The 21,421-nt window shown below is 68.9% G+C and carries 15 protein-coding genes; 9 read left to right on the forward strand and 6 right to left on the reverse strand.

The features are described from left to right. Window positions 1-5: 5 nt before the first annotated feature. Window positions 6-1,796: an amino acid ABC transporter permease/ATP-binding protein gene (locus tag WJ16_RS26505; protein ID WP_076606010.1), complete on the forward strand. Its 1,791-nt coding sequence runs from the start codon at window positions 6-8 to the stop codon at window positions 1,794-1,796. 34 nt (window positions 1,797-1,830) lie between these two features. After that, complete coding sequence (locus WJ16_RS26510; protein ID WP_069260000.1) at window positions 1,831-2,763, forward strand: ABC transporter substrate-binding protein; 933 nt, start codon at window positions 1,831-1,833, stop codon at window positions 2,761-2,763. A gap of 99 nt (window positions 2,764-2,862) precedes the next feature. Here the strand turns inward: WJ16_RS26510 and WJ16_RS26515 are convergent, their stop codons facing one another. Both WJ16_RS26515 and WJ16_RS26520 read right to left on the reverse strand, forming a co-directional pair. Further along, window positions 2,863-3,957 carry an LLM class flavin-dependent oxidoreductase gene (locus WJ16_RS26515; protein ID WP_069260001.1) on the reverse strand — a complete coding sequence of 365 codons (1,095 nt, stop codon included), beginning with the start codon at window positions 3,955-3,957 and terminating at the stop codon, window positions 2,863-2,865. A gap of 52 nt (window positions 3,958-4,009) precedes the next feature. After that, window positions 4,010-4,957 (reverse strand): ABC transporter substrate-binding protein, encoded by a 948-nt coding sequence (locus tag WJ16_RS26520; RefSeq protein ID WP_069260002.1) that lies wholly within the window; start codon window positions 4,955-4,957, stop codon window positions 4,010-4,012. A gap of 318 nt (window positions 4,958-5,275) precedes the next feature. Here WJ16_RS26520 and WJ16_RS26525 point away from each other — a divergent pair, with 318 nt between their 5' ends. Both WJ16_RS26525 and WJ16_RS26530 read left to right on the forward strand, forming a co-directional pair. Further along, window positions 5,276-6,193: an alpha/beta hydrolase family protein gene (locus WJ16_RS26525; RefSeq protein ID WP_069260003.1), complete on the forward strand. Its 918-nt coding sequence runs from the start codon at window positions 5,276-5,278 to the stop codon at window positions 6,191-6,193. Then, complete coding sequence (locus WJ16_RS26530) at window positions 6,190-6,621, forward strand: MarR family winged helix-turn-helix transcriptional regulator (protein WP_069260004.1); 432 nt, start codon at window positions 6,190-6,192, stop codon at window positions 6,619-6,621. Before WJ16_RS26525 ends, WJ16_RS26530 begins: the two co-directional genes overlap by 4 nt. A gap of 49 nt (window positions 6,622-6,670) precedes the next feature. On the opposite strand, the gene adhP is transcribed toward WJ16_RS26530, so the two are convergent. After that, window positions 6,671-7,699 carry an alcohol dehydrogenase AdhP gene (adhP, locus tag WJ16_RS26535; protein WP_069260005.1) on the reverse strand — a complete coding sequence of 343 codons (1,029 nt, stop codon included), beginning with the start codon at window positions 7,697-7,699 and terminating at the stop codon, window positions 6,671-6,673. A gap of 339 nt (window positions 7,700-8,038) precedes the next feature. On the opposite strand from adhP, the gene WJ16_RS26540 reads away from it, so the two are divergent. The 3 genes from WJ16_RS26540 to otsA all read left to right on the forward strand — a co-directional run bounded on the left by WJ16_RS26540 (window position 8,039) and on the right by otsA (window position 14,252). Further along, on the forward strand, window positions 8,039-10,117 hold the full coding sequence (locus WJ16_RS26540) for a TonB-dependent receptor (RefSeq protein ID WP_236858336.1): 2,079 nt from the start codon (window positions 8,039-8,041) through the stop codon (window positions 10,115-10,117). A 465-nt stretch (window positions 10,118-10,582) separates the two neighbouring features. Continuing rightward, a complete protein-coding gene (locus WJ16_RS26545; protein ID WP_084636117.1) occupies window positions 10,583-12,202 on the forward strand; it encodes a methyl-accepting chemotaxis protein in 1,620 nt (539 codons plus the stop codon). Between the two features lie 643 nt (window positions 12,203-12,845). Further along, on the forward strand, window positions 12,846-14,252 hold the full coding sequence (otsA, locus tag WJ16_RS26550; protein ID WP_069260008.1) for an alpha,alpha-trehalose-phosphate synthase (UDP-forming): 1,407 nt from the start codon (window positions 12,846-12,848) through the stop codon (window positions 14,250-14,252). 69 nt (window positions 14,253-14,321) lie between these two features. On the opposite strand, the gene ftsH is transcribed toward otsA, so the two are convergent. After that, window positions 14,322-16,292 carry an ATP-dependent zinc metalloprotease FtsH gene (ftsH, locus tag WJ16_RS26555; RefSeq protein WP_069260009.1) on the reverse strand — a complete coding sequence of 657 codons (1,971 nt, stop codon included), beginning with the start codon at window positions 16,290-16,292 and terminating at the stop codon, window positions 14,322-14,324. Between the two features lie 464 nt (window positions 16,293-16,756). On the opposite strand from ftsH, the gene WJ16_RS26560 reads away from it, so the two are divergent. Beyond that, window positions 16,757-18,421 (forward strand): acid phosphatase, encoded by a 1,665-nt coding sequence (locus tag WJ16_RS26560; protein WP_069260010.1) that lies wholly within the window; start codon window positions 16,757-16,759, stop codon window positions 18,419-18,421. A 99-nt stretch (window positions 18,422-18,520) separates the two neighbouring features. On the opposite strand, the gene WJ16_RS26565 is transcribed toward WJ16_RS26560, so the two are convergent. Both WJ16_RS26565 and WJ16_RS26570 read right to left on the reverse strand, forming a co-directional pair. Then, complete coding sequence (locus WJ16_RS26565; RefSeq protein ID WP_069260011.1) at window positions 18,521-20,017, reverse strand: FAD-dependent oxidoreductase; 1,497 nt, start codon at window positions 20,015-20,017, stop codon at window positions 18,521-18,523. 318 nt (window positions 20,018-20,335) lie between these two features. Further along, a complete protein-coding gene (locus tag WJ16_RS26570) occupies window positions 20,336-20,545 on the reverse strand; it encodes a hypothetical protein (RefSeq protein WP_069261146.1) in 210 nt (69 codons plus the stop codon). A 458-nt stretch (window positions 20,546-21,003) separates the two neighbouring features. On the opposite strand from WJ16_RS26570, the gene WJ16_RS26575 reads away from it, so the two are divergent. Continuing rightward, entirely contained in the window at window positions 21,004-21,420 is a 417-nt protein-coding gene (locus WJ16_RS26575; protein WP_069260012.1) for a nuclear transport factor 2 family protein, read from the forward strand. Window position 21,421 lies beyond the last annotated feature (1 nt).

Raw genomic sequence — 21,421 nt, forward strand, 5'->3', positions numbered from 1 at the left:
CCGACATGAGCGATACGACCCACCTCGGCGGCACGCTGCCGCCGCTCTCTTCTCCCGGCGCGCGCGACGCCGGCACGCGCTTGCGGATCGTGCCCGCGCGCCACCGGTCGCGCACGGCCGGCACCGTGCTCGCCGTCGCGCTGATCGCGATCGTCCTGCATTCGATTCTCGGCAATCCGCAATGGGGCTGGCCGGTGTTCGCCGAATGGTTCCTGTCGCCGCCGGTGCTGTCGGGGCTCGCGCGCACGCTGGTGCTGACGCTGCTCGGCGCGGTGTTCGGCCTCGTGCTCGGCGCGTTCGTCGCGCTGGCGCGGTTGTCGCGTTCGCGGCTGCTGTCGGCCAGCGCGTGGACCTTCGTGTGGCTGTTCCGTTCGATTCCGCTGATCGTGCTGCTGCTGATCCTGAACAACCTCGGCTACCTGTACGAGCATGTGCGGCTCGGCGTGCCGTTCACCGACATCGTGTGGTTCGACGCGCCGACCACCGACCTGATCAGCCCGTTCTGCGCGGCCGTGCTCGGCCTCACGCTGCACCACGCGGCGTTTTCCGCGGAGGTGATCCGCGGCGGCATTCTCGCGGTCGACCAGGGCCAGCTCGAAGCGGCCGCCGCGCTCGGGCTGCCGCGCGGCCGCCAGACCACGCGGATCGTGCTGCCGCAGGCGATGCGCGCGATCCTGCCGACCGCGTTCAACGACCTGATCATGCTCGCCAAGGGCACGTCGATGGTCTACGTGCTCGCGATGCCCGAGCTGTTCTATACGGTACAGGTGATCTATCGCCGCAATCTCGAAGTGATCCCGCTGCTGATGGTCGCGACCGTCTGGTACCTGATCATCCTGACCGTGCTGTCGACCATTCAGGTGCAGGTCGAGCGGCACTACGCGCGCGGCGCGCTGCGCAACCCGCCGCCGTCCGTCGTCACGTTCGCGCTCGCGCGCGTCGGCAAGCTGTGGCGGCGCATTGCCGCCCGTCGCGCGGCCCCGGTCGCGGCCGCTCATCGCGACGGCGACGCCGCGACCTCGGTCGCGCTGCGCGCCGGCGGCGAAGTGGCCGTGCATCACGTATCGAAACAGTTCGGCTTGCAGCGCGTGCTCGACAACGTATCGTTCGTCGCGCCGCGCGGCAGCGTGACCGTGATCGTCGGGCCGTCGGGCTCGGGCAAGTCGACGCTGCTGCGCACGATCAACCATCTCGAACGCGTCGACGACGGCTTCATCGACATCGACGGCGAACTGATCGGCTATCGCCGCGACGGCGACGTGCTCCACGAGCTGCCGGAGCGCGACGTCCTGACGCGGCGCACCGCCGTCGGGATGGTGTTCCAGAACTTCAACCTGTTCCCGCACCTGACGGTGCTCGAGAATCTGGTCGAAGCGCCGGTCGCCGTCGGCGGCGTCACGCGCGACGCGGCCGAACGCATCGCCCGCGCGCTGCTCGCGCGCGTCGGTCTCGCGGACAAGGCCGATGCGTATCCGCGCCAGTTGTCCGGCGGCCAGCAGCAGCGCGTGGCGATCGCGCGGGCGCTCGCGCTGCGCCCGAAGGTGCTGCTGTTCGACGAACCGACGTCGGCGCTCGATCCCGAGCTCGTCAACGAGGTGCTCGACGTGATCAAGGAACTCGCGCGCTCGGGCACGACGCTCGTGATCGTCACGCACGAGATCGGCTTCGCGCGCGAAGTCGCGGACAACGTGCTGTTCATGGAGCGCGGGCGCATCGTCGAGGCCGGCCCGCCGGCCGTCGTGCTCGACGCGCCCGCGCATCCGCGCACGCGTGCATTCCTGTCGCGGGTGCTGTGATGCGCGCCGCTGCACACCTGCGAGGGGCCGCGCGATGACCGACCGACGCCGCTTCATGACCGCCGCATTGATCGCGGCAACGGGCCTGCCGTGGCACGCCGCGCGCGCGGCCGCCGCGACGGCCGACCTCGACCCACGCCAGGCCGGCCGCATTCGCGCGCAACGCGACGACGCGGCGATCCGCGCGGCAGCCGGCTACCGCTGGGTACGCGACGGCGCGTTCACGGTGGCGATCTCGCCGCACGCGCCGCCGGTGTCGACCTATGCGACCGACGCGCGCACCGTGGTGGGCGCCGATCCCGACTATGCGCAGCTCGTCGCGGACGCGCTCGGCCGCACGCTCGCGCTGGTGCCGATCGCGTGGGCCGACTGGCCGCTCGGGCTGACGTCCGGCAAGTACGACGCGGTGATCTCGAACGTCGGCGTGACCGAGAAGCGCAAGGAAAAATACGATTTCACGACCTACCGGCTCGGGCTGCACGGCTTCTACGTGCGCACCAGCAGCCCCATCGCGACGCTCGCGCAGCCGAAGGACATCGCCGGCCTGCGCATCATCACGGGCGCGGGCACGAGCCAGGAGCACATCCTGCTCGAATGGAACAAGCGCAACGTGGCGCAAGGGTTGAAGCCGGCCGAGCTGCTCTATTTCGACGACGATGCGACCGCGCGCGTCGCGCTGCTGTCGGGGCGCGCCGATGCGGAGCTGAACCCGAACGCGTCGCTCGCGTACGAGGCGGCGCGCACCGGCAAGATCCGGCGCGTCGGCGTCGTCAATGCGGGCTGGCCGGCCCATGCCGATGTGGCGATCGCAACGCGGCGCGGCAGCGGGCTCGCGCCCGCGCTGACGCTCGCGACGAACGCGCTGATCGGCAGCGGCCGCTATGCGCAAGCGCTCGCGCGCTGGGGCTTGCAGAGCGAGGCGATCGCGCACGCGGAAACCAATCCGCCGGGGTTGCCGTCGTTCTGAGGGCGTTGCCGGGACGATGCCCGACACGACTTCGCCCCGGCATTGCATGACGGCAATGCCGGGGCGCGTGAAACGACACCGTCGGGTGGAACGCCGGGCCTACGCCGTCACCGCCGCGTGAGACCGGTCAAGCTCGGCCACCTGCGCATGAATCGCCGGAATCAGCGCACGCCCGTAATCGAGTGCATCGTCCAGCGGATCAAACCCGCGAATCAGGAACGTCGACACGCCCAACCGGTAATACGCGCCGAGCGCGCGCGCAACCTGTTCCGGCGTGCCGACCAGCGCGGTCGAATTCCAGCGCGCGCCGGTCAGGTTCGCGACGCCCATCCACAGCCGCTCGTCGAGCACGTCGCCCTGCGCGGCGGCCGCCATCAGCCGTTGCGAACCCGCATTCTGCGGCGCATGGCCGGCGATCGGCTGGCCGTTCGCGAGCCGTGCCGCGCGCACGCGCGCGCGGATCGCCTCGGCCTTCTCCCATGCGGCCGCCTCGGTGTCGGCGACGATCGGCCGGAACGACACGCTGATGCGCGGCGCACGCCCGAATGGGGCGGCGGCCGCGCGCACGCGTGCGATCTGCTCGCGCACCGACGCGAGCGGCTCGCCCCACGTCATGTAGACATCCGCGTGCTCGCCCGCGACCGCGAGCGCGGCCGGCGACGACCCGCCGAAATAGATCGGCACGTGCGGCCGCTGCACGCCCTTCACGAGCGGCGACGCGCCGCGCAGCCGGTAGAACGCGCCGTCGTGGTCGACCGGTGCGTCGGCCTGCCAGATCCGCTTCAGCACGTCGAGATATTCGCCGGTGCGGCGGTAGCGCGCATCGTGCGGCACGAAATCGCCGTCGCGCTGCAGGTCCGTATCGTCGCCGCCCGACACGACGTTCAGCGCGAGCCGGCCGCCGCTGAATACGTCGAGCGTCGCGATCTGTCGTGCGGCGGCCGACGGCACGATCACCCCGGGCCGGTGCGCGAGCAGGATGCGGAGGCGTTCGGTCGCGGCGGCCGCGAACGATGCAACGATGAAACCATCCGCCGCGTTGCTGAAATGGCCGACCAGGATCTGGTCGAAGCCGGCGGCCTCGTGCGCCTGCGCGAAACGGCGCACGTAGTCGGGCTGGACGGCCGCGCCGCCCGGTACGTCGACCTCCGCGCCGGGCGTCGCGGTGATCATGCCGATGATGTCGACTGGCATGTCGGGGTGTCCTCGTGGTTCTCGATCGGAATTCGTGGCCGGGATGGTCCGCTTACTGCGCGGCGGCCGCCTTCTGCGCAGGTGCCGCGAACGCGCCCGCATACGAGCGGTCGAGCAGCTTCGACGTGTCGTACGCGGCCGGAATCACGCCGGCCTTGTGCAGGAAGTCGGCCGTGTTCTGCGCGTCCTTCGCGGCTGTCTCGTCGACCGGGCCCACGCGCTGCTTCGCGTTGCCGAGCCAGCGATACGCGACATCGGGTTCGAGCTTCGCGCGCTTCGCCCACAGGTCCGCGTACTCGCGCGGATGGCTGTCGACCCACTGGCGCGCGGCTACCACGCGCTTCAGGAAATCCGTGATCTCGGCGCGCTTGCCGGTTGCGGCCTGCTCGTTCGCGGCGACGAAACTCAGCGCGGGCATCAACCCCTGCGCGGTGGTGATGGGCCGCGCGCCCTGCCGCAACGCGAGCGTGCTGACGAACGGCTCCCATAGCGACACCGCGTCGACCGAGCCGTTCGCGAGCGCGTTGGTCGCATCGATCGGCATCAGGTATGCGTACTTGACCGAATCCGCGCGCAGGCCCGCATGCTCCAGCGCGCGCAGCACCAGCTGCTGGCTCCACGCGCCGCGCCAGACGGCGACGGTCTTGCCCTGCAGGTCGGCCACGGTGCGCACCGGCGAATCCTTCGGCACGAGGATCGCGACGCCGTCGAGGCTCTGCCGCGACACGGCGACCACCTTCACCGGCGCACCTCGCGCGGCCAGCGTCAGCAGCGCGGAATCGCCGAGGAAGCCGACGTCGATCGCATTGCCGTTCAGCGATTCGGCCACCGGCGCGGCGGCCTGGAAATGCTTCCACTCGATCGTGTAAGGCAGGTCCTTCAGCACGCCGGACGCCTCCATCGACGCCTGGATGTTGAAGTAGTTCTGTTCACCGACGCGCAGCGTGACGGTGTCCTTGGCCATGCCCGGCTGCGCGGCGAGCGCCAGCAAGAGCGCCATGACGATTCGGCTCGACAACGTGATCTCCCGGAGAGTTAGCAAACGGCCGCGCGATGGCGGCGACTCGCGATCCGCCGTGCACGGCGGCCGGTGGAACGGATGGAACCGGTGAAGATACGGCGATCTTCATCATGAAACAAACGCAATATTCTTCTATGCAAAGATGCAAATGTTTTATGACGTGACCGGCGGCGCCGAATGCCGTCCGGCGCGCTTGCCGGAACGCGGTTCGAATGAATCCTCGACAGATATTTCGTGCACGAAATAAATCCCGAACTATATTTCGCATACGAAATAACTCCCCGGACGAGGACGGCCATGACCGCTGAACCCATCACGTTTTCCGCCGCCGACGGCTACGTGCTGCACGGCACGGTGTGGTCGCCCGACGCCGAGCCGCGCGCGCTGGTGCTGATCCATCCGGCCACGGCCGTGCCGGAGCGGCTGTATGCGGGCTTCGCGCGCTTCCTGACCGAACGCGGCTTCGCGGCGCTCACCTACAACTACCGCGGCATCGGCGCGTCGCGGCCCGCGCGCCTGAGCGCGCTGAAGGCCCGCATGCGCGACTGGATGGAACTCGACGTGGGCGGCGCGACTGCGTGGGCGCGGCAGGCGTACGAAGGTTTGCCGCTGCTGGCGGTCGGCCATAGCGTCGGCGGGCATGCGATCGGGCTGTCCGCCGCCACGCCGTACCTGCGCGCGGCCGTGCTCGTCGCCGCGCACGCGGGCAGCACGCGGCTGATCATGCAGGCGGCCGAACGCGTGAAGGTGCGGCTGATCCTGCGCGTCCTCGGCCCGCTGACGGCGGCGCTGCTCGGCTACGTGCCCGGCAAGCGGCTCGGGCTCGGCGAGGACATGCCGGCCGGCGTGTTCCGCGAATGGAGCCGCTGGACGACGCTGCCGCACTATTTCTTCGACGATCCGACGCTCGGCGCGGCCGAGCGCTACGCGAAACAGCAGTTGCCGATCCTCGCGCTCGGCTTCGACGACGACCCGTGGGCGAACCCGACCGCGATCGGGCTGCTGGTAAGCTATCTGACCCGCGCGGCGGTCGAGCGCCGCCAGATCGATCCGCATGCGGCGGGCAGCGGCCCGGTCGGGCACATGGGCTTCTTCCGCAGCCGCCCCGGCGCCGTGCTGTGGCCCGGCGTGGCAGACTGGCTCGCGCAGGCACTGGACACGCCGCGCGCCGCGGGCCGCCCCTCTCTTTTCATTGCAGCCGGGAACCCAGCTTGAGCGAAGACCGACGACTGTTTTTCCTGTTGAACATCGGCCAGCGGCGCGTGCAGCGCTGGATCGACCGCAAGGCGGAGACCGACACGCACGCGAGCGCCGCGCAGGCCGGCGCGCTGTTCTGCCTCGCGAAACAGGACGGCGCGCTGGTCGGCGAAGTCGGCGCCGCGCTGCAGCTTGCGCCGTCCGCGATGACGGGGCTCGCCGACCGGATGGCGAAAGCCGGCCTGATCACGCGTCACGCCGACTCGGACGACGGCCGCGCGACGCGGTTGTACCTGACCGACGAAGGCCATGCGGCGCTCAAGCGTGCGCGCGTGCTGCTGCGCGAACTCAACGGCAAGCTGTGCGACGGGTTTTCCGACGACGAACTCGATGTCGTCGCGCGCTGGCTGCATGCGCTGCAGGAGCGGTTTCCGGCGGAACGATAAGCAGCGCGACGCCGTCGCGCCGTCGACGGCACGCGCTGCGTACATCGCATCAATGCATGTCGGTCAGCACGATGCGGCCGTCGACCTTGCCTGCGCGCAGTTTCGCGAACACGTCGTTGATGTTGCCGAGCCGGTCGCGATGGATATGTGCGCGCACCAGGCCGTCGGCCGCGAAATCGAGCGATTCCTGCAGGTCGCGCCGCGTACCGACGATCGACCCGCGCACGGTGATGCCGTTCAGCACGGTCGAGAAGATCGGCAACGGGAAATCGCCGGGCGGCAAGCCGTTCAGCGCCACCGTGCCGCCGCGCCGCACCATTCCGAGCGCCTGCGCGAACGCGCTGCGGGACACGGCCGTGACGAGCACGCCGTGCGCGCCGCCGATCTCCTTCTGGATGACCTTGGCCGGATCGTCGACCGACGCGTCGATCGTCAGCTGCGCGCCGAGCTGCCGCGCCAGCGCGAGCTTGTCGGGTGAAATGTCGATGGCCGCGACGTGCAGGCCCATCGCGCGCGCATACTGCACGGCCACGTGCCCGAGGCCGCCGATACCGGAAATCGCGAGCCACTGGCCCGGGCGCGTATCGGTCACGCGAATGCCCTTGTAGACGGTGACGCCCGCGCACAGGATCGGCGCGATCTCGTCGAACGCAACCTGCTCGGGCAAATGGCCGACGTAGTCGGGATCGGCCAGCACGTATTCCGCGTAGCTGCCGTTCACCGAATAGCCGGTGTTCTGCTGGCCGTGGCACAGCGTTTCCCAACCCGTGTGGCAGTACTCGCAATGGCCGCAGGCCGTGTAGAGCCAGGGCACGCCCACGCGATCGCCTTCGCGCACATGCGTGACGCCCGCGCCGACCGCCGCGACGATGCCCACGCCTTCATGGCCCGGAATGAACGGCAGCGACGGCTTGACCGGCCAGTCGCCGTCGGCCGCGTGCAGATCGGTATGGCACACGCCCGACGCGTGGATGTTGACGAGAATCTGGCCGGGCCCCGGCGTCGGCACGGGCACCTCCTCGATGCGTAGCGGTTCGCCGAATGCGTGCACGACGGCCGCTTTCATGGTCTGGGTCATGGGTCGCTCCTGCCTGGTCGGTAAGCGATCCAGTATCCGGATTCGGAATCGAACGACGTTGATACGTATCAACACGCGGGACGATGCACGGCGATGGCCGCCGCCATTTCACCCATCCGACGGAAACCTGACAGAATCCCGCCAGCCGCTTGGAGTTTGTAATGATATAACATATCATGTCGGGTGCTCGTCCGCCTGACGCCGTTCAACCTCGGGTAGTCGAGCCTCGCCGAGCGAGGTCCAACGGGTCACTGCGCGTCGCAGACGCAACAATATATCGTATCCAGCCGTGACCCGCATCGCTCGTTATCCGATCCGATTCCAACCGATTCACCAACCATGCGCGACCTCCCTCGTCTACCGCTACGCCCGCTCTCGTCCCTTTCGCTGATGCTGTTCGCCGCCGTCGCGCACGCGCAGACCGATGCGCCCGCCGCCTCCGGCACGCCGCCGACCACCGCGCTCGCGCCGATCTTCGTGACCGCGAACCCGCTCGGCGACGGCGAACTGATCGCGCCGACCGTCCAGCTTTCCGGCGATGCGCTGACGCGCCGCCAGGCCGATTCGCTCGGCGAAACGCTCAACGGGCTGCCCGGCGTATCCACCACTACCTACGGGCCGATGGTCGGCCGCCCGATCATCCGCGGGATGGACGGCGACCGGATCCGGCTGCTGCAGAACGGCGTCGCGGCCTACGATGCATCGTCGCTGTCGTACGACCATGCGGTGCCGCAGGACCCGCTGTCGATCGAGCGCGTCGAGATCGTGCGCGGGCCGGCCGCGCTGCTGTATGGCGGCAACGCGGTGGGCGGCGTCGTCAACACGATCGACAACCGGATTCCGCGCGAAGCGATCCAGGGCGTGACGGGTGCGCTCGACGCGCGCTACGGCGGCGCGAACTCGATGCGCGCGGGCGCCGCGCAGGTCGAAGGCGGCAACGGCCGCTTCGCGTTTCACGTCGACGCGTTCGACCACGAAACGAGCAAGCTGCGCATCCCCGGCTATGCGCGCAGCAGCGCGCAGCGCGCGATCGACGGCCCCGACACGCCGCAGCCGGAAGGCAACGTGCCGAACAGCGACGGCCGTGTGCACGGCGGCGCGGTCGGCGCGTCGTACACGTGGGCGGACGGCTTCGCGGGCCTGTCCTACAGCGGCTACGAATCGAACTACGGTTCCGTCGCGGAAAGCGACGTGCGGCTGCGGATGCGCCAGGAACGTCTCGCGCTCGCGTCCGAGGTGCGCAACCTGAGCGGGCCGTTCACGAAGCTGAAGTTCGATTTCGCGTACACCGACTACCGCCACAAGGAAGTCGACAACGGCGAAACCGCGACCACCTTCCGCAATCGCGGCTACGAGGCGCGCATCGAGGCGACGCATCGCAAGATCGGCCCGTTCGAAGGCGCGATCGGCGTGCAGTTCGGGCAGAACACGTTCTCCGCGCTGGGCGACGAGATGCTCGTGCCGTCCACGCGCACGAACAGCGTCGCGCTGTTCGGCCTCGAGGAATGGCAGGTCGTCCCGGCGCTCAAGCTGAGCGTCGGCGGCCGTTTCGAGCACGTGAAGGTCGATCCCGATCCGGCCGGCGTCGAAAAATTCGCGGGCGCGCAGCCGCGGGAATTCAATGCGGGCAGCCTGTCGGCCGGCGCGCTGTTCTCGCTCACCCCGGTGTGGTCGGTGGCGGCCAACGTCGCGTACACCGAACGCGCGCCGACCTTCTACGAACTGTATTCGAACGGCCCGCACGATGCGACCGGCCAGTTCCTGATCGGCAACCCGAACGCGTCGAAGGAAAAGGCGGTGTCGACCGACCTGTCGCTGCGCTATGCGAGCGGCCCGAATCGCGGCAGCGTCGGCGTGTTCTACAACCGCTTCTCGAACTACCTGACCGAGTACAACACGGGCCGCGTGGTGGACGGCGACGACGAACCGGTCGCGCCCGGCACCGACGGTGCGCTCAACGAGGCGATCTATCGCGGCGTGCGCGCCGAGTTCTACGGCATCGAGCTGGACGGCAAGTGGCGCGCGTTCGCGCGGCGCGGCCATACGGTCGACCTGGAACTGACGGCCGACTACACGCACGCGCGCAACGTCGACACGGGCCAGCCGCTGCCGCGCATCGCGCCGCTGCGTGCGACGCTCGCGGCCGACTACGGCTACGGCCCGTTCGGCGCACGCGCGCAGGTCACGCATGCGTGGTCGCAGCATCGCGTGCCCGACAACGACTTCTCGACGGACGGCTACACGTCGCTCGGCGTGATGCTGACCTACAAGTTCCGCGTCGGCGCGACGCACTGGCTCACGTACCTGCGCGGCGACAACCTGACGAACCAGGACATCCGCTATGCGACGTCGGTCGTGCGCGGCTTCGCGCCGCAAGGCGGCCGCAGCGTGATGGCCGGATTGCGCACCACGTTCTGACCCTCCCACGGCCCGCGGCGCCCGCCGCGGGCCGCTTTCCGGCGCCCCCTGCGCCGCGAATCCGTATTTATCGGTCTATCCCGCCAATCGCGCGGTGCAGGCCAAACCTGCGTCCCGACTCCCCTTCCTCTCAATTCTCAAAATAATCCGGTTATTCATCCGTAAATCGAAACAGATTCATCATACGATTATTAGCAAAAGCATTGCTTCTGTTTCACCCATGAAAAGAGGTTCCCAATTCCACATATAAACCTTTGAATCACGGGCGCTGCGGCGATTTTTGATCTAAATCAAGAACGTCCGTCCGGCAAGGCTTCCATCGCTAAAAAAACTAATATCAGGGTTTTCAATGGGTAAAGATTGATCCGATATACCCGTTAATGCCGGCACGAGCCTGTATCGGTTCGAACAATAAACTCGATTCGCCAACCACACGCACAGAGGCACACTGTGAAAATCGCCAGAATGAGCATCAAAACAAAACTCCTTGGCGGCTTCGGCCTGCTTGCCGCGATCGTCGTGATCGTGTCGGGCATGGCACTCAAGGCGCTATCCGATACGAACACCGAATTCTCCGGCTACATGAACGGCATCAATGCGCGCGCGACGCTGTCCGCGCAGATCCGCACCGCGGTCGACCGGCGCGCGATCGCTGCGCGCAACCTCGTGCTCGTGACCAAGCCGTCCGATGTCGAGCTCGAACTGGCCGAGGTGAACCAGGCGCACAAGGACGTGCAGGACCACCTCGCGAAACTCAAGGACATGATGGCGAACGCGACCGACACCTCCGATCGCGCACGCGAACTCGTGGCCGACATCGTGCGCATTGAAACCCGCTACGGGCCCGTCGCGCTGCGCATCGTCGGGCTCGCGCAGGCCGGCAAGAAAGACGAGGCGGCCGCCGACATCGACGACAACTGCCGCCCGTTGCTCGCGCAACTGGTGCGCGCGACCGACGCCTACGCGACCTATACGCACGAACGCGAACGCGCGATCGCGCAGCAGTTCGCGGACCGCTACGAGATGGAGCGCAACCTGCTGGCCGGCATCTGCCTGATCGCGATCGTGGTCGCGGGATGCGGCGGCCTGTGGCTGACGCGCAAGATCACCGTGCCGATCGGCACGGCCGTGGACGTCGCGCGCACGGTCGCGAACGGCGATCTCGGCAGCCACATCCACGTGAGCGGCAACGACGAGACGCGCGATCTGCTCGACGCGCTGCGGACGATGAACGAGCGCTTGATCGGCATCGTCGGCCGCGTGCGCGATTCGTCGAACAGCATCGCGCATGCGGTGAGCGAGATCGCATCGGGCAACCTCGACCTGAGCCAGCGCACCGAGGAACAGGCCGCGTCGCTGCAGGAAACCGCCGCGACGATGGAGGAATTCACGTCGACGGTGCGGCTGAACGCGGAGAACGCGCAACAGGCGAGCACGCTCGCCGCGAACGCATCGGACGTTGCGCATCGCGGCAGCTCGGTGGTCGGCCGCGTGGTCGACACGATGACGGAGATCGGCCACAGCTCGTCGAAGATCGCCGACATCACCGGCATCATCGAAGGCATCGCATTCCAGACCAACATCCTCGCGCTGAATGCGGCCGTCGAAGCGGCGCGCGCGGGCGAACAGGGCCGCGGTTTCGCGGTGGTCGCGAGCGAAGTGCGCAGTCTCGCGCAGCGCTCGTCGACGGCGGCGAAGGAAATCAAGGAACTGATTTCCGCCTCGGTGCAGACGATCCGCGACGGCTCGGCGCTCGCCGGCGAAGCCGGCAAGACGATGTCGGACGTCACGCAGGCCGTCGCGCGCGTGACGGACATCATGGGCGAGATCGCGGCCGCATCGGCGGAGCAAAGCCGCGGCATCGACCAGGTGAACCTGACGATCACGCAGATGGACGAGACCACGCAGCAGAACGCGGCGCTCGTCGAGCAGGCCGCGGCCGCGTCGAAGTCGCTCGAAGCGCAAGGCCGGGAGTTGTCCGAAACGGTCGCCGCGTTCCGGATGCCGTCCGGTTCGCAGGCGACGTCGCCGGGCCTGCACGCGCAGGAACCCGCCGCGCCGCGCTGGCAACCGGCCGCCGTGTAACGGGTGTCGCGACGCGACGACGATCCTGCGCACGCGTTTTACCGGAGCGCCTGAGTCACGCTTGCGCGCACGGCGCGCGGTGCGACTGCGCGCGGGACACGGTGCGGCCGGGCATCGTTGTCCGGCGCGACCCGTTCACATGCACGACGTCGCGCTTCGCCGGTTCGCATCGCGCGTTCGCGGCTCGCGTGCGTGTAGCGCGTTCGTCGGCGCCACTGCATCGGAATCGGTGGCCAACGACGACAGGCGGCCGACGCAACATCGTGTGAGTGTCAGCCCATACGCATCGCCACGAACGCTCGCTCGCACGCCATGCGGCCGCCAGCGCGGCGCCTCGCGCACGCTGCATTCGCAGCGCTGCGCAAGATTCGATCCCGCTCCTGCATCGCGCGCCGTCTCCCCGGCGACACGGCGTATCGCCGCCCATTCGCACGCGCATTGCGCATCTACGCACACTTTTAAAACGACCGAATGACGAGTATGCTTTAAAAGCACACCCCGCTCGGACGGCGAATCGCGTGCCCTGACTCCCGTCCGAACGCATTGCGGCCTCATCGCTTCGCGCACGGCGCTGCGATGGCGGCGTCCGCTTCTCGCGCCACGGCCGCACGAAACATTCCCTCAACGATCGTAAGGAGAGCTGGTGAGCCGCCTCGTCGTCGTATCCAATCGCATTGCAGATCCCCGTAAAGCCGCGGCCGGCGGGCTCGCCGTCGCCGTGAAAGACAGCCTGCAGGAATCCGGCGGCGTCTGGTTCGGCTGGAGCGGCAGGCTACGCGGCGGCGACGATCAGCCCGCGCACGGCGACGACGTGCAGATCCAGAACGTCGGCGGCATCCAGCTCGCGACGATCGATCTCGATCCGCAGGATTACGACGCGTACTACCTCGGCTATTCGAACAACGTACTGTGGCCGGTGTTTCACTACCGGCTCGATCTCGCGCAGTTCGACCGCCGCTTCGCCGACGGCTACCGGCGCGTGAACCAGCTGTTCGCGCGCAAGCTGCGCACGCTGCTGCGGCCCGACGACACGATCTGGGTTCACGACTACCAGTTGATTCCGCTCGCCGCCGAATTGCGCGCGATGGGCTGCACGAATCCGATCGGCTTCTTCCTGCACATCCCGATGCCGCCGCCGCCGATCATGGCCGCGATCCCGGAACACGAATGGCTGATGCGCTCGCTGTTCGCGTACGACCTCGTCGGCTTCCAGACCGAATCGGATCTGCTCCACTTCGAGCATTATGTCGAAGCGGAAGCCGGCGCCGCGCGGCTGCCCGACGGCCGCCTGCGCGCGTTCGGCCGCACGCTGTCGGCCGGCGCGTTTCCGATCGGCATCAACGTCGACGAGTTCGAATCGCTCGCGCGCGATCGCGACGGCCTCGACATGTTCGAGCGGATGCGCGACGAATATTCGCGCCGGCAGTTGCTGGTCGGCGTCGACCGCCTCGACTACACGAAGGGGCTGCCGCAGCGCGTGCACGCATTCCGCCAGCTGCTCGAGCAATACCCGGAAAACCGCAACCGCGCGACGCTGATCCAGATCGCCGCGCCGAGCCGCGAGGATCTCGGCGCGTACGACGACCTGCGGCGCGAGATGGACAGCCTGTGCGGCGCGATCAACGGCGACTACGGCGAACTCGAATGGATGCCGATGCGCTACATCCACCGCACCGTCGCGCGCAAGCGCCTGCCGGGCCTCTATCGTGCAAGCCGCGTCGCGCTCGTCACGCCGCTGCGCGACGGGATGAACCTCGTCGCGAAGGAATTTCTCGCCGCGCAGGACGCCGCCGATCCGGGCGTGCTCGTGCTGTCGCGTTTCGCCGGTGCGGCCGAGCAGTTGAAGCCGGCGCTGCTCGTCAATCCGTACGACACGCAAGGCACCGCGCAGGCGATCCAGCGCGCGCTCGCGATGCCGCTCGAAGAACGCCGCCAGCGTCACGCGGCGCTGATGGCGATCGTGCGCAAGACCGACGTGCACTGGTGGCGCACGCGCTTTCTCGACGCGCTCACCGAAGCGGCCGAAGTCGCGGCCGCGGCCGAATCCTGACCCACCTGACGCACGCTCACGCGTGCGTCGTCGCATCTTCGCGTGCCGCTCGCGGGTTGAACCGCCTCTTCAACGATCGGGTTCGCGCGGCGGCCCGTACGCGACGAAATCGCGCGCGGCCGCCCGCCCCTGCTCCTTTTCGATCGCGCCGCCGCGTGCACCGGCTGCGTCGTCCGGCACCGTTGCCGGCTGCGCTTCGACACGCCCGTCGATCAGCGCCTGCAGCGCGTCGCGTTCGAGCACCTCGCATTGCAGCAGCCGGCGCGCGATCCGTTCGAGCGCATCGCGGCGTTCGCCGAGCGTCGCCGCGACCCGCGCGTGCGCATCGGCGAGCAGGGTGTGCACTTCGTCGTCGATCATCCGCGCGGTGTGTTCGCTGCAGCGCCTGTCGCCCGCATGCCATGCGCCGGGCAGGCCCGCGTGCGCATCGCCGTCGTCGAACGTCGCGAGCCCGATCTTCTCGCTCATCCCGTACTGCATGACCATGTGGCGCGCCATCGCCGTCGCGCGTTCGAGATCGTTCTGCGCGCCCGTCGACACGTCGCCGAACACCAGCTCTTCGGCCACGCGCCCGCCGAGCAGCGCATCGATCCGGTCGAGCAGCTCGCTCCTGCGCAGCACGTAGCGATCCTCGGTCGGCACCTGCTGCGTATAGCCGAGTGCAGCCACGCCGCGCGGAATGATCGACACCTTCTTCACCGGGTCGCAATGCGTACGGCTTTCGGCGACGAGCGCGTGGCCCGCTTCGTGATACGCGATGGTCAGCTTCTCCTGTGCGTTCATGACGCGGCTCTTGCGCTCGAGGCCCGTCAGCGCGCGGTCGATCGCCTCGTCGAAATCGGCCATGCCGATCGCCGGCTTGCCGAGTTCGGCCGCATGCAGCGCGGCCTCGTTGACGACGTTCGCGAGATCCGCGCCGACGAAGCCCGGCGTACGCGACGCGAGCTCGCCGAGATCGACGTCGGCCGCGAGCTTCACGCGCTTCACGTGCACGCCGAGGATCTGCCGGCGACCGTTCACGTCGGGCCGGTCGATCGCGATGTGGCGATCGAAGCGGCCCGGGCGCAGCAGTGCGGGATCGAGTATCTCCGGCCGGTTCGTCGCGGCCATGATGATCACGCCGGAGCCGGCCTGGAAGCCGTCCATCTCGACGAGCAACTGGTTGAGCGTCTGCTCGCGTTCGTCGTTGCCCGACATCGGGCCGACGCCGCGCACCTTGCCGAGCGCGTCGAGTTCGTCGACGAACACGATGCACGGCGCCTTCTGCTGCGCCTGCTCGAACAGGTCGCGCACGCGCGCCGCGCCCACACCGACGAACATCTCGACAAACGCCGAGCCGCTGATCGAGAAGAACGGCACGGCCGCCTCGCCGGCCACCGCACGCGCGAGCAGCGTCTTGCCGGTGCCCGGCGCGCCGACCACGAGCACGCCCTTCGGGATCTTGCCGCCGAGCCGCTGGTAACGGTCGGGGTTGCGCAGGAATGCGACGAGCTGCTGCAGCTCGGCCTTCGCTTCGTCGATGCCCGCGATGTCGTCGAACGTGATGCCGGTTTCCTGCTGCACGTACACGCGCGCGCGGCTCTTGCCCATCCCGGTGAAATCCTGCAGCCCGCCGCGCTTGCGCAGCATCATGTTCCAGATGAACACGAACAGCACGAGCGGCAGCAGCCACGATGCCAGCGACGCGACCCAGCTCGTATCGGGTGCGCCGTGATAGCGGATGCCGGCGGCGGTCAGCGTGTCGGTGAGATGGTCGTCGCTCACGCGATTGGTCGTGAAGTGCCACGGCGCACCGCCCTGCTGCACCGCCGCGGCTTCGGACGCCGGCAGCATCGTGCCGGCCTGCGGCATCTTCAGCGTGCCGGAGATCGTCGCGGGGGCGATCTCGAGATCGTCGACGAGCCGCGCGGCGACGAGCCGGTGGAAATCGCTGTACGCGATCGACGCCGACGACGGGCGCAGCATCAGCAACTGCGCGGCGAACAGCACGAAGAAGCCCGCCGCGATCAGCAATCCCGGGTAGTCGAATTTCCTGTCCATGGCATTGGGCCGGACGGACGCGCTGCGCGGCGTGCGCTCACGCGGGCGCGCACGCGCAACCGGCGCGCGGCCATGGCGGCCATGCGAAAACGGCACGCATCGTTGCCATCGTCGCCTCGCTGTGTGGTGTCGCTCGTCGTGTCGACGATGCCGCGGCGACGCCGTCGGCCGGCGCCGCAGGGCGATCGTCGCCCGGGCGGCACGCCGCGACGCGCCGCCCCTGAATTCAGTCTAGTTCGCGCAAAGGCGTCGCGCACCGCCCGCCGCGCGCGGCGATTCGTCCGACAAACGGCTTTCACTCGCGGCGCCCGGCGCGTTATAGTCGCGTTCGTGACATTTGTGTGACAAAGAAATCACGCGCCTGCCGCGCGGCCCCCAGGCGTTGCATTGCGTCATGCATTGCATCACGCATCGCGGCAGCCCGAGCGACACCGCCCACCCGCCCATTCGAGGAGCCCCACGACGTGACCGACACCCCCGATCGCCCCGACGACCTGCCCGCCGATCCCGACCGCCGCCGCGTACTCGGCGGCCTCGCCGCGCTCGGTGCGGGCGTCGCGCTCGGCGGCTGCGAAACCACTGCCGGCCATGCGCCGCGTTCGGCCGCCGACCTGCGCATCGACGCAGCGTTGCGCGAGCGGGTGCGGCACATCGTCGTGATCTATGCGGAAAACCGCAGCTTCTCGAACCTGTACGGCGATTTCCCCGGCGTGCAGCATCCGCTCGGCGAGGTCCGGCCCGAACACGCGCAACAGCTCGATCGCGACGGCAAGACGCCGCTGCCCGTGCTGCCGAAGATCTGGGGCGGGCTCGTGCCGCAGGCGCAGGAAGTGGGCGGCAAGCGCTACGCGATCGCCGAGCGCGACATCGACAAGCTGCCGAACGCACCGTTCCGGATCGCCGACGCGCAGGGCCAGCCGCTGCCGAACGGCGTGATCACGCGCGACCTGTGGCACCGCTTCTACCAGAACCAGATGCAGATCGCGGCCGGCCGCAACAACCAGTTCGCCGCATGGGCCGATTCGGGCGGCCTCGTGATGGGCCACTACCGCAATTCGGCCGACACGCTGCGACTGTGGAATCTCGCGCGGCAATACACGCTGTGCGACAACTTCTTCATGGCGGCCTTCGGCGGCTCGTGGATGAACCACATGTTCCTCATCTCCGCGCAGCCGCCGCTGTATCCGGACGCCCACAAGCATCCGCATGCGGCGAAACTGCTGTCACAGGTCGAAGGCGACGATCCGGCCGGCACGCGCCTGAAGCTCGCGAAGGATTCGCCGGCGTCCGCGCTCGACGGTCCGCCGAAGTTCGCGGCCGACGGCCCGCTGACGCCGGACGGCTACGGTGTGAACACGATGGCGCCGCCGTATCAGCCGAGCTACGTGCCGCCGCCCGATCCGGGCAACGCCGCGTACGCGGACCCGGCCGACCATCGCGTGATGCCGCCGCAGGGCTACGCGACGATCGGCGACCGCCTGTCGGAGAAGCACGTCGACTGGGCGTGGTACAGCGGCGCGTGGCAATACGCGCTCGAGCATCGCGACACGGGCACCGTGCCCGATTTCCAGTATCACCACCAGCCGTTCAACTACTTCGTGAACTACGCGCCCGGCACCGAAGCGCGCAGCAGGCATCTGCGCGATGCGGGGCTCGGCGACGATCCGTCGACCAACCGCTTCATCGCCGACATCGACGCGGGCCGCCTGCCGGCCGTCGCGTTCTACAAGCCGCAGGGCAACCTGAACATGCACGCGGGCTACGCGGACATCGAATCGGGCGACCGTCACATCGCGACCGTGATCGACCATATCCGGCGCGGGCCGCAATGGGAGAACACCGTGATCGTGATGACGCACGACGAAAACGGCGGCTGGTGGGACCACGTCGCGCCGCCGGAGGGCGACCGCTGGGGGCCGGGCTCGCGGATTCCGGCGCTGATCATCTCGCCGTTCGCGAAGAAAGGTTTCGTCGATCACACGCTGTACGACACGAACTCGATCCTGCGCTTCATCAGCCGCGTGCACGGGCTCGCGCCGCTCGACGGCGTGGTCCGGCGCGACAACGCGTTCGCCGCGCGCGGCGCGACGCCGCCGGGCGACCTGACGAATGCGCTCGATCTCGGCTGACGGCGGGCCGCCCGGCTGACCCGCCGCCGGCCGCCTGAAACGACGACGCGCCGGTGCATGCCGTTGCCCGGGGCGTCGTTCGTTTCCCGCCGGCCAACGCTACGCGGCGTCGCGCAGCGCGCCGCACCCCGCCTGCGCGGCGTGACGGCCGGCCTGCCGGCCGAAGAACGTCGCATCGGCGAGCGACAGCCCCGAGCTGTATCCCGCGCCCCAGCGCGGCAACCCGCAGGTCGTGCGGCCGGCGGCATAGAGCCCCGGCACCGGTGCGCGCCGCGCATCGACCACCTGCCCGGTCGGCAGCGTGTCGAGCCCGCCGAGCGTGAAGTGCGGATAGAACGCGTAGTCGATCCGGCAGTCGAGCGCGACGAACGGCGGCTCGATCAGCGGCTGCAGCCATTTCTTCGCCTTGTGGAACAGCGGATCGACGCCTTCGGCCGCGTGGCGGTTGTAGACGTCGACGGTCGCGGTGAGCGTGCCGGCCGGCATGCCCAGGTCGCGTTCGACTTCCTCCCACGTGTCGCCGGCCGCCGCGATGCCGATTCGCGCGATCGCAGGCGGCTCCTGGTAGGTCGCGTGGTCGACGAGCAGATAGATGCGATCGTCGGGCTGATGGAACGCGTGATGGCCGGTGCGGCCGTGATAGCCGTCCTCGTTGATGAAGCGCTGCCCGCGCGCATTCACGAAGATGCCCTTGATCAACGATTCGGGTGCATAGAACGGCAGGCTGACGAAGCCCTGATCCATGTGGATCGCCGCGCCGCCCGCGCTCTGGCCGAGCAGGATGCCCGAGCCGTCGTCGCCGGGGCTGCCGATCGGTTCGTCCGAGCGCAGGAATTGCGGCGCATGCCGGCGCACCATGTCGCGGTTCATCGCGAAGCCGCCGGCGCACAGGATCACCGCCCGGCGCGCCCGCACGAACGCCGTCTCGCCATACGCGCGCAGCACGACGCCGCGCACCGCACCGTCGTCGTCGACGATCAGTGCGAGCGCGCGCGTGTCGTAGCGCGTCGCCACGCCGAGCGCCGCCACGCGATCGGCCAGCACGCGCATCAGCATCTGTCCGCCGCCCCAGCCCGGCCATTGCGGCGTATGCCCGCGCGGGCACGGTTTCGCCGCGTCGCTGAACGGCCACGCTTCCTCGCTGCCCGACCAGATCAGGCAATCGTCGGTTTCCGGTTCGACGATCCGCTCGGCGATGAACGTGTTCTTGTACGTGAGGCCCTGCGCGACGAGCCAGTCGTGGTGCGCGAGGCTTTCGTTCGCGTAGAGGCGCACCTTCGCTTCGTCGGCATCGCGGCCGCCGGCCAGCATCAGATAGCGGTACAGATCCTCGGTGTCGTCGGTGAAGCCGGCCTGCCGCTGCGCGGGCGTGCCGCCGCTGCCGCCGAGGTAGATCTCGCCGCCCGATAGTGCGCTCGTGCCGCCGTAGCTCGACGCGCGCTCGACAATCAGCGTATCGGCGCCGGCGCTCGCCGCTTCGATCGCCGCGCACGCGCCGGCCGCGCCGAAGCCGACGATCACGACATCGTGTTCGGCATCCCAGCGATGCACGTCGCGGGTATTCAGGGGGTGAGTCGGGGAATGGTCGGATGACATGAGGAATGGGTCAGCGTGTAGGAAATGAGTGGGAAGCGGCGGATGTGGCGAGGGCTTGGGCCTTGCAAGAGCAAGCGGCCTGAGGCGGACGTCGTTGTGTTGCCGCGTTGCCGCCGTATGCGTGCGACGGTGCGTATTCGGAAACCGCGCGCCGTCGCTTCGGCGGTCGAAGTCGAACGGCGATGAAACGCCGTGAAGCCGTATCGGCAGCGCCACCCGCCCGGCGCGCGACGAACACGCCGTGGCAATGGCGAAAACCGTTCGTACACCGTCGCATTGCAACGACGGTCGACCATGCGGCGCGCGGCCCCCCCGGCGTCACATGCCGCGCAGCGCGGCGAAACCGAAGTGCGACGGATCGATCGGCACGCAACCGGCCGGCAGGCCGTTCGCATCGACCGAGCGGCATTGCAGGATGCCGGCCGCATACGGCGGCGACGGGACCCGATCGGCGCCGTAGCGCGCCATCGCCATCGCAGCGAACGTGCCCATCGCCAGTACGCACAGTTTGCGAGTCGTCAGTCTCATGATCGTCGTCCCCTCCGGTTGCCCGCTGGTGCGGTTCGTGTCCGGCGCGCATCGCATGCGGCGCCGGATGACTGCACGGTAGCCAGCACCGGGCCGCCGGCCATCGTCCGTTTCGACTAGGGGCAAACGCTGAGCGCCGCGCGGGTGGCCTGATGCATCGCACCATGGCAAGTAAAGCCGTCGCGCTCGTTGAAGCAACGCGGGACGCCACGCGCCTGTCGCGGCCTGCCGTGCCGATCATCAGGCGCGGGGCGCACGCGGGCTGCCGCACCGCAGCATCCGTGCGCCTTCACGTGATGCGCGGCGGCCGCCCCGGTGTTTTCCCCGACCCGCGCCCTGCTCCGTATGGATGATGAATCGCGGCCGGCCCGGTGCGAACCTGCGCGTCGACGCTGCAATGCCGCCGCGTCGGCCCGCGTCGCGCGGCCGACACGTTCCGTTCTTCCACGGGAGCCCCCATGACCGATTCCAATCCCCGCCACGCGCTGTACGACCTCGCGTGCCGCTATGCGCAAGCCGTCGACCGGCGCGACTGGCCGCGACTCACCGCGCTCTTCACCGACGACGCCACGCTGGCCGGCCCCGGCTTCCGCTTCGACGACCGCGACGCGATCGTCGCCGGCATGCGCGTGATCGAGCGCTATGACGCGACCCAGCACCACGTGCACAACCAGCTCGTCACGCTGGACGGCGGCGAAGCCGACGTCGAGACCTACGGCGTTGCCTGCCACGTCTACGTGCGCGACGGCGTGAAACGCAAGCTCGACTGGGGGCTGCGCTATCGCGACCGCTGCACGTTCGACGGCGGCACGTGGCGCTTCGCGGCGCGCACGCTACACGTCGACTGGGCGCAAGACCTGCCGCTGGAGGGCTGAC

The organism is Burkholderia metallica (genome assembly GCF_001718555.1).
Classification (GTDB): Bacteria; Pseudomonadota; Gammaproteobacteria; order Burkholderiales; family Burkholderiaceae; genus Burkholderia; species Burkholderia metallica.

What these genes read in the sequence shown, in the direction of transcription:
- WJ16_RS26565 (WP_069260011.1), bottom strand. Translation starts at nt 20,017, where the DNA reads ATGTCATCCGACCATTCCCCGACTCACCCCCTGAATACCCGCGACGTG.
- WJ16_RS26545 (WP_084636117.1), top strand. Translation starts at nt 10,583, where the DNA reads ATGAGCATCAAAACAAAACTCCTTGGCGGCTTCGGCCTGCTTGCCGCG.
- adhP (WP_069260005.1), bottom strand. Translation starts at nt 7,699, where the DNA reads ATGACCCAGACCATGAAAGCGGCCGTCGTGCACGCATTCGGCGAACCG.
- WJ16_RS26515 (WP_069260001.1), bottom strand. Translation starts at nt 3,957, where the DNA reads ATGCCAGTCGACATCATCGGCATGATCACCGCGACGCCCGGCGCGGAG.
- WJ16_RS26520 (WP_069260002.1), bottom strand. Translation starts at nt 4,957, where the DNA reads ATGGCGCTCTTGCTGGCGCTCGCCGCGCAGCCGGGCATGGCCAAGGAC.
- ftsH (WP_069260009.1), bottom strand. Translation starts at nt 16,292, where the DNA reads ATGGACAGGAAATTCGACTACCCGGGATTGCTGATCGCGGCGGGCTTC.
- WJ16_RS26575 (WP_069260012.1), top strand. Translation starts at nt 21,004, where the DNA reads ATGACCGATTCCAATCCCCGCCACGCGCTGTACGACCTCGCGTGCCGC.
- WJ16_RS26540 (WP_236858336.1), top strand. Translation starts at nt 8,039, where the DNA reads ATGCGCGACCTCCCTCGTCTACCGCTACGCCCGCTCTCGTCCCTTTCG.
- WJ16_RS26570 (WP_069261146.1), bottom strand. Translation starts at nt 20,545, where the DNA reads ATGAGACTGACGACTCGCAAACTGTGCGTACTGGCGATGGGCACGTTC.
- WJ16_RS26525 (WP_069260003.1), top strand. Translation starts at nt 5,276, where the DNA reads ATGACCGCTGAACCCATCACGTTTTCCGCCGCCGACGGCTACGTGCTG.
- WJ16_RS26505 (WP_076606010.1), top strand. Translation starts at nt 6, where the DNA reads ATGAGCGATACGACCCACCTCGGCGGCACGCTGCCGCCGCTCTCTTCT.
- WJ16_RS26510 (WP_069260000.1), top strand. Translation starts at nt 1,831, where the DNA reads ATGACCGACCGACGCCGCTTCATGACCGCCGCATTGATCGCGGCAACG.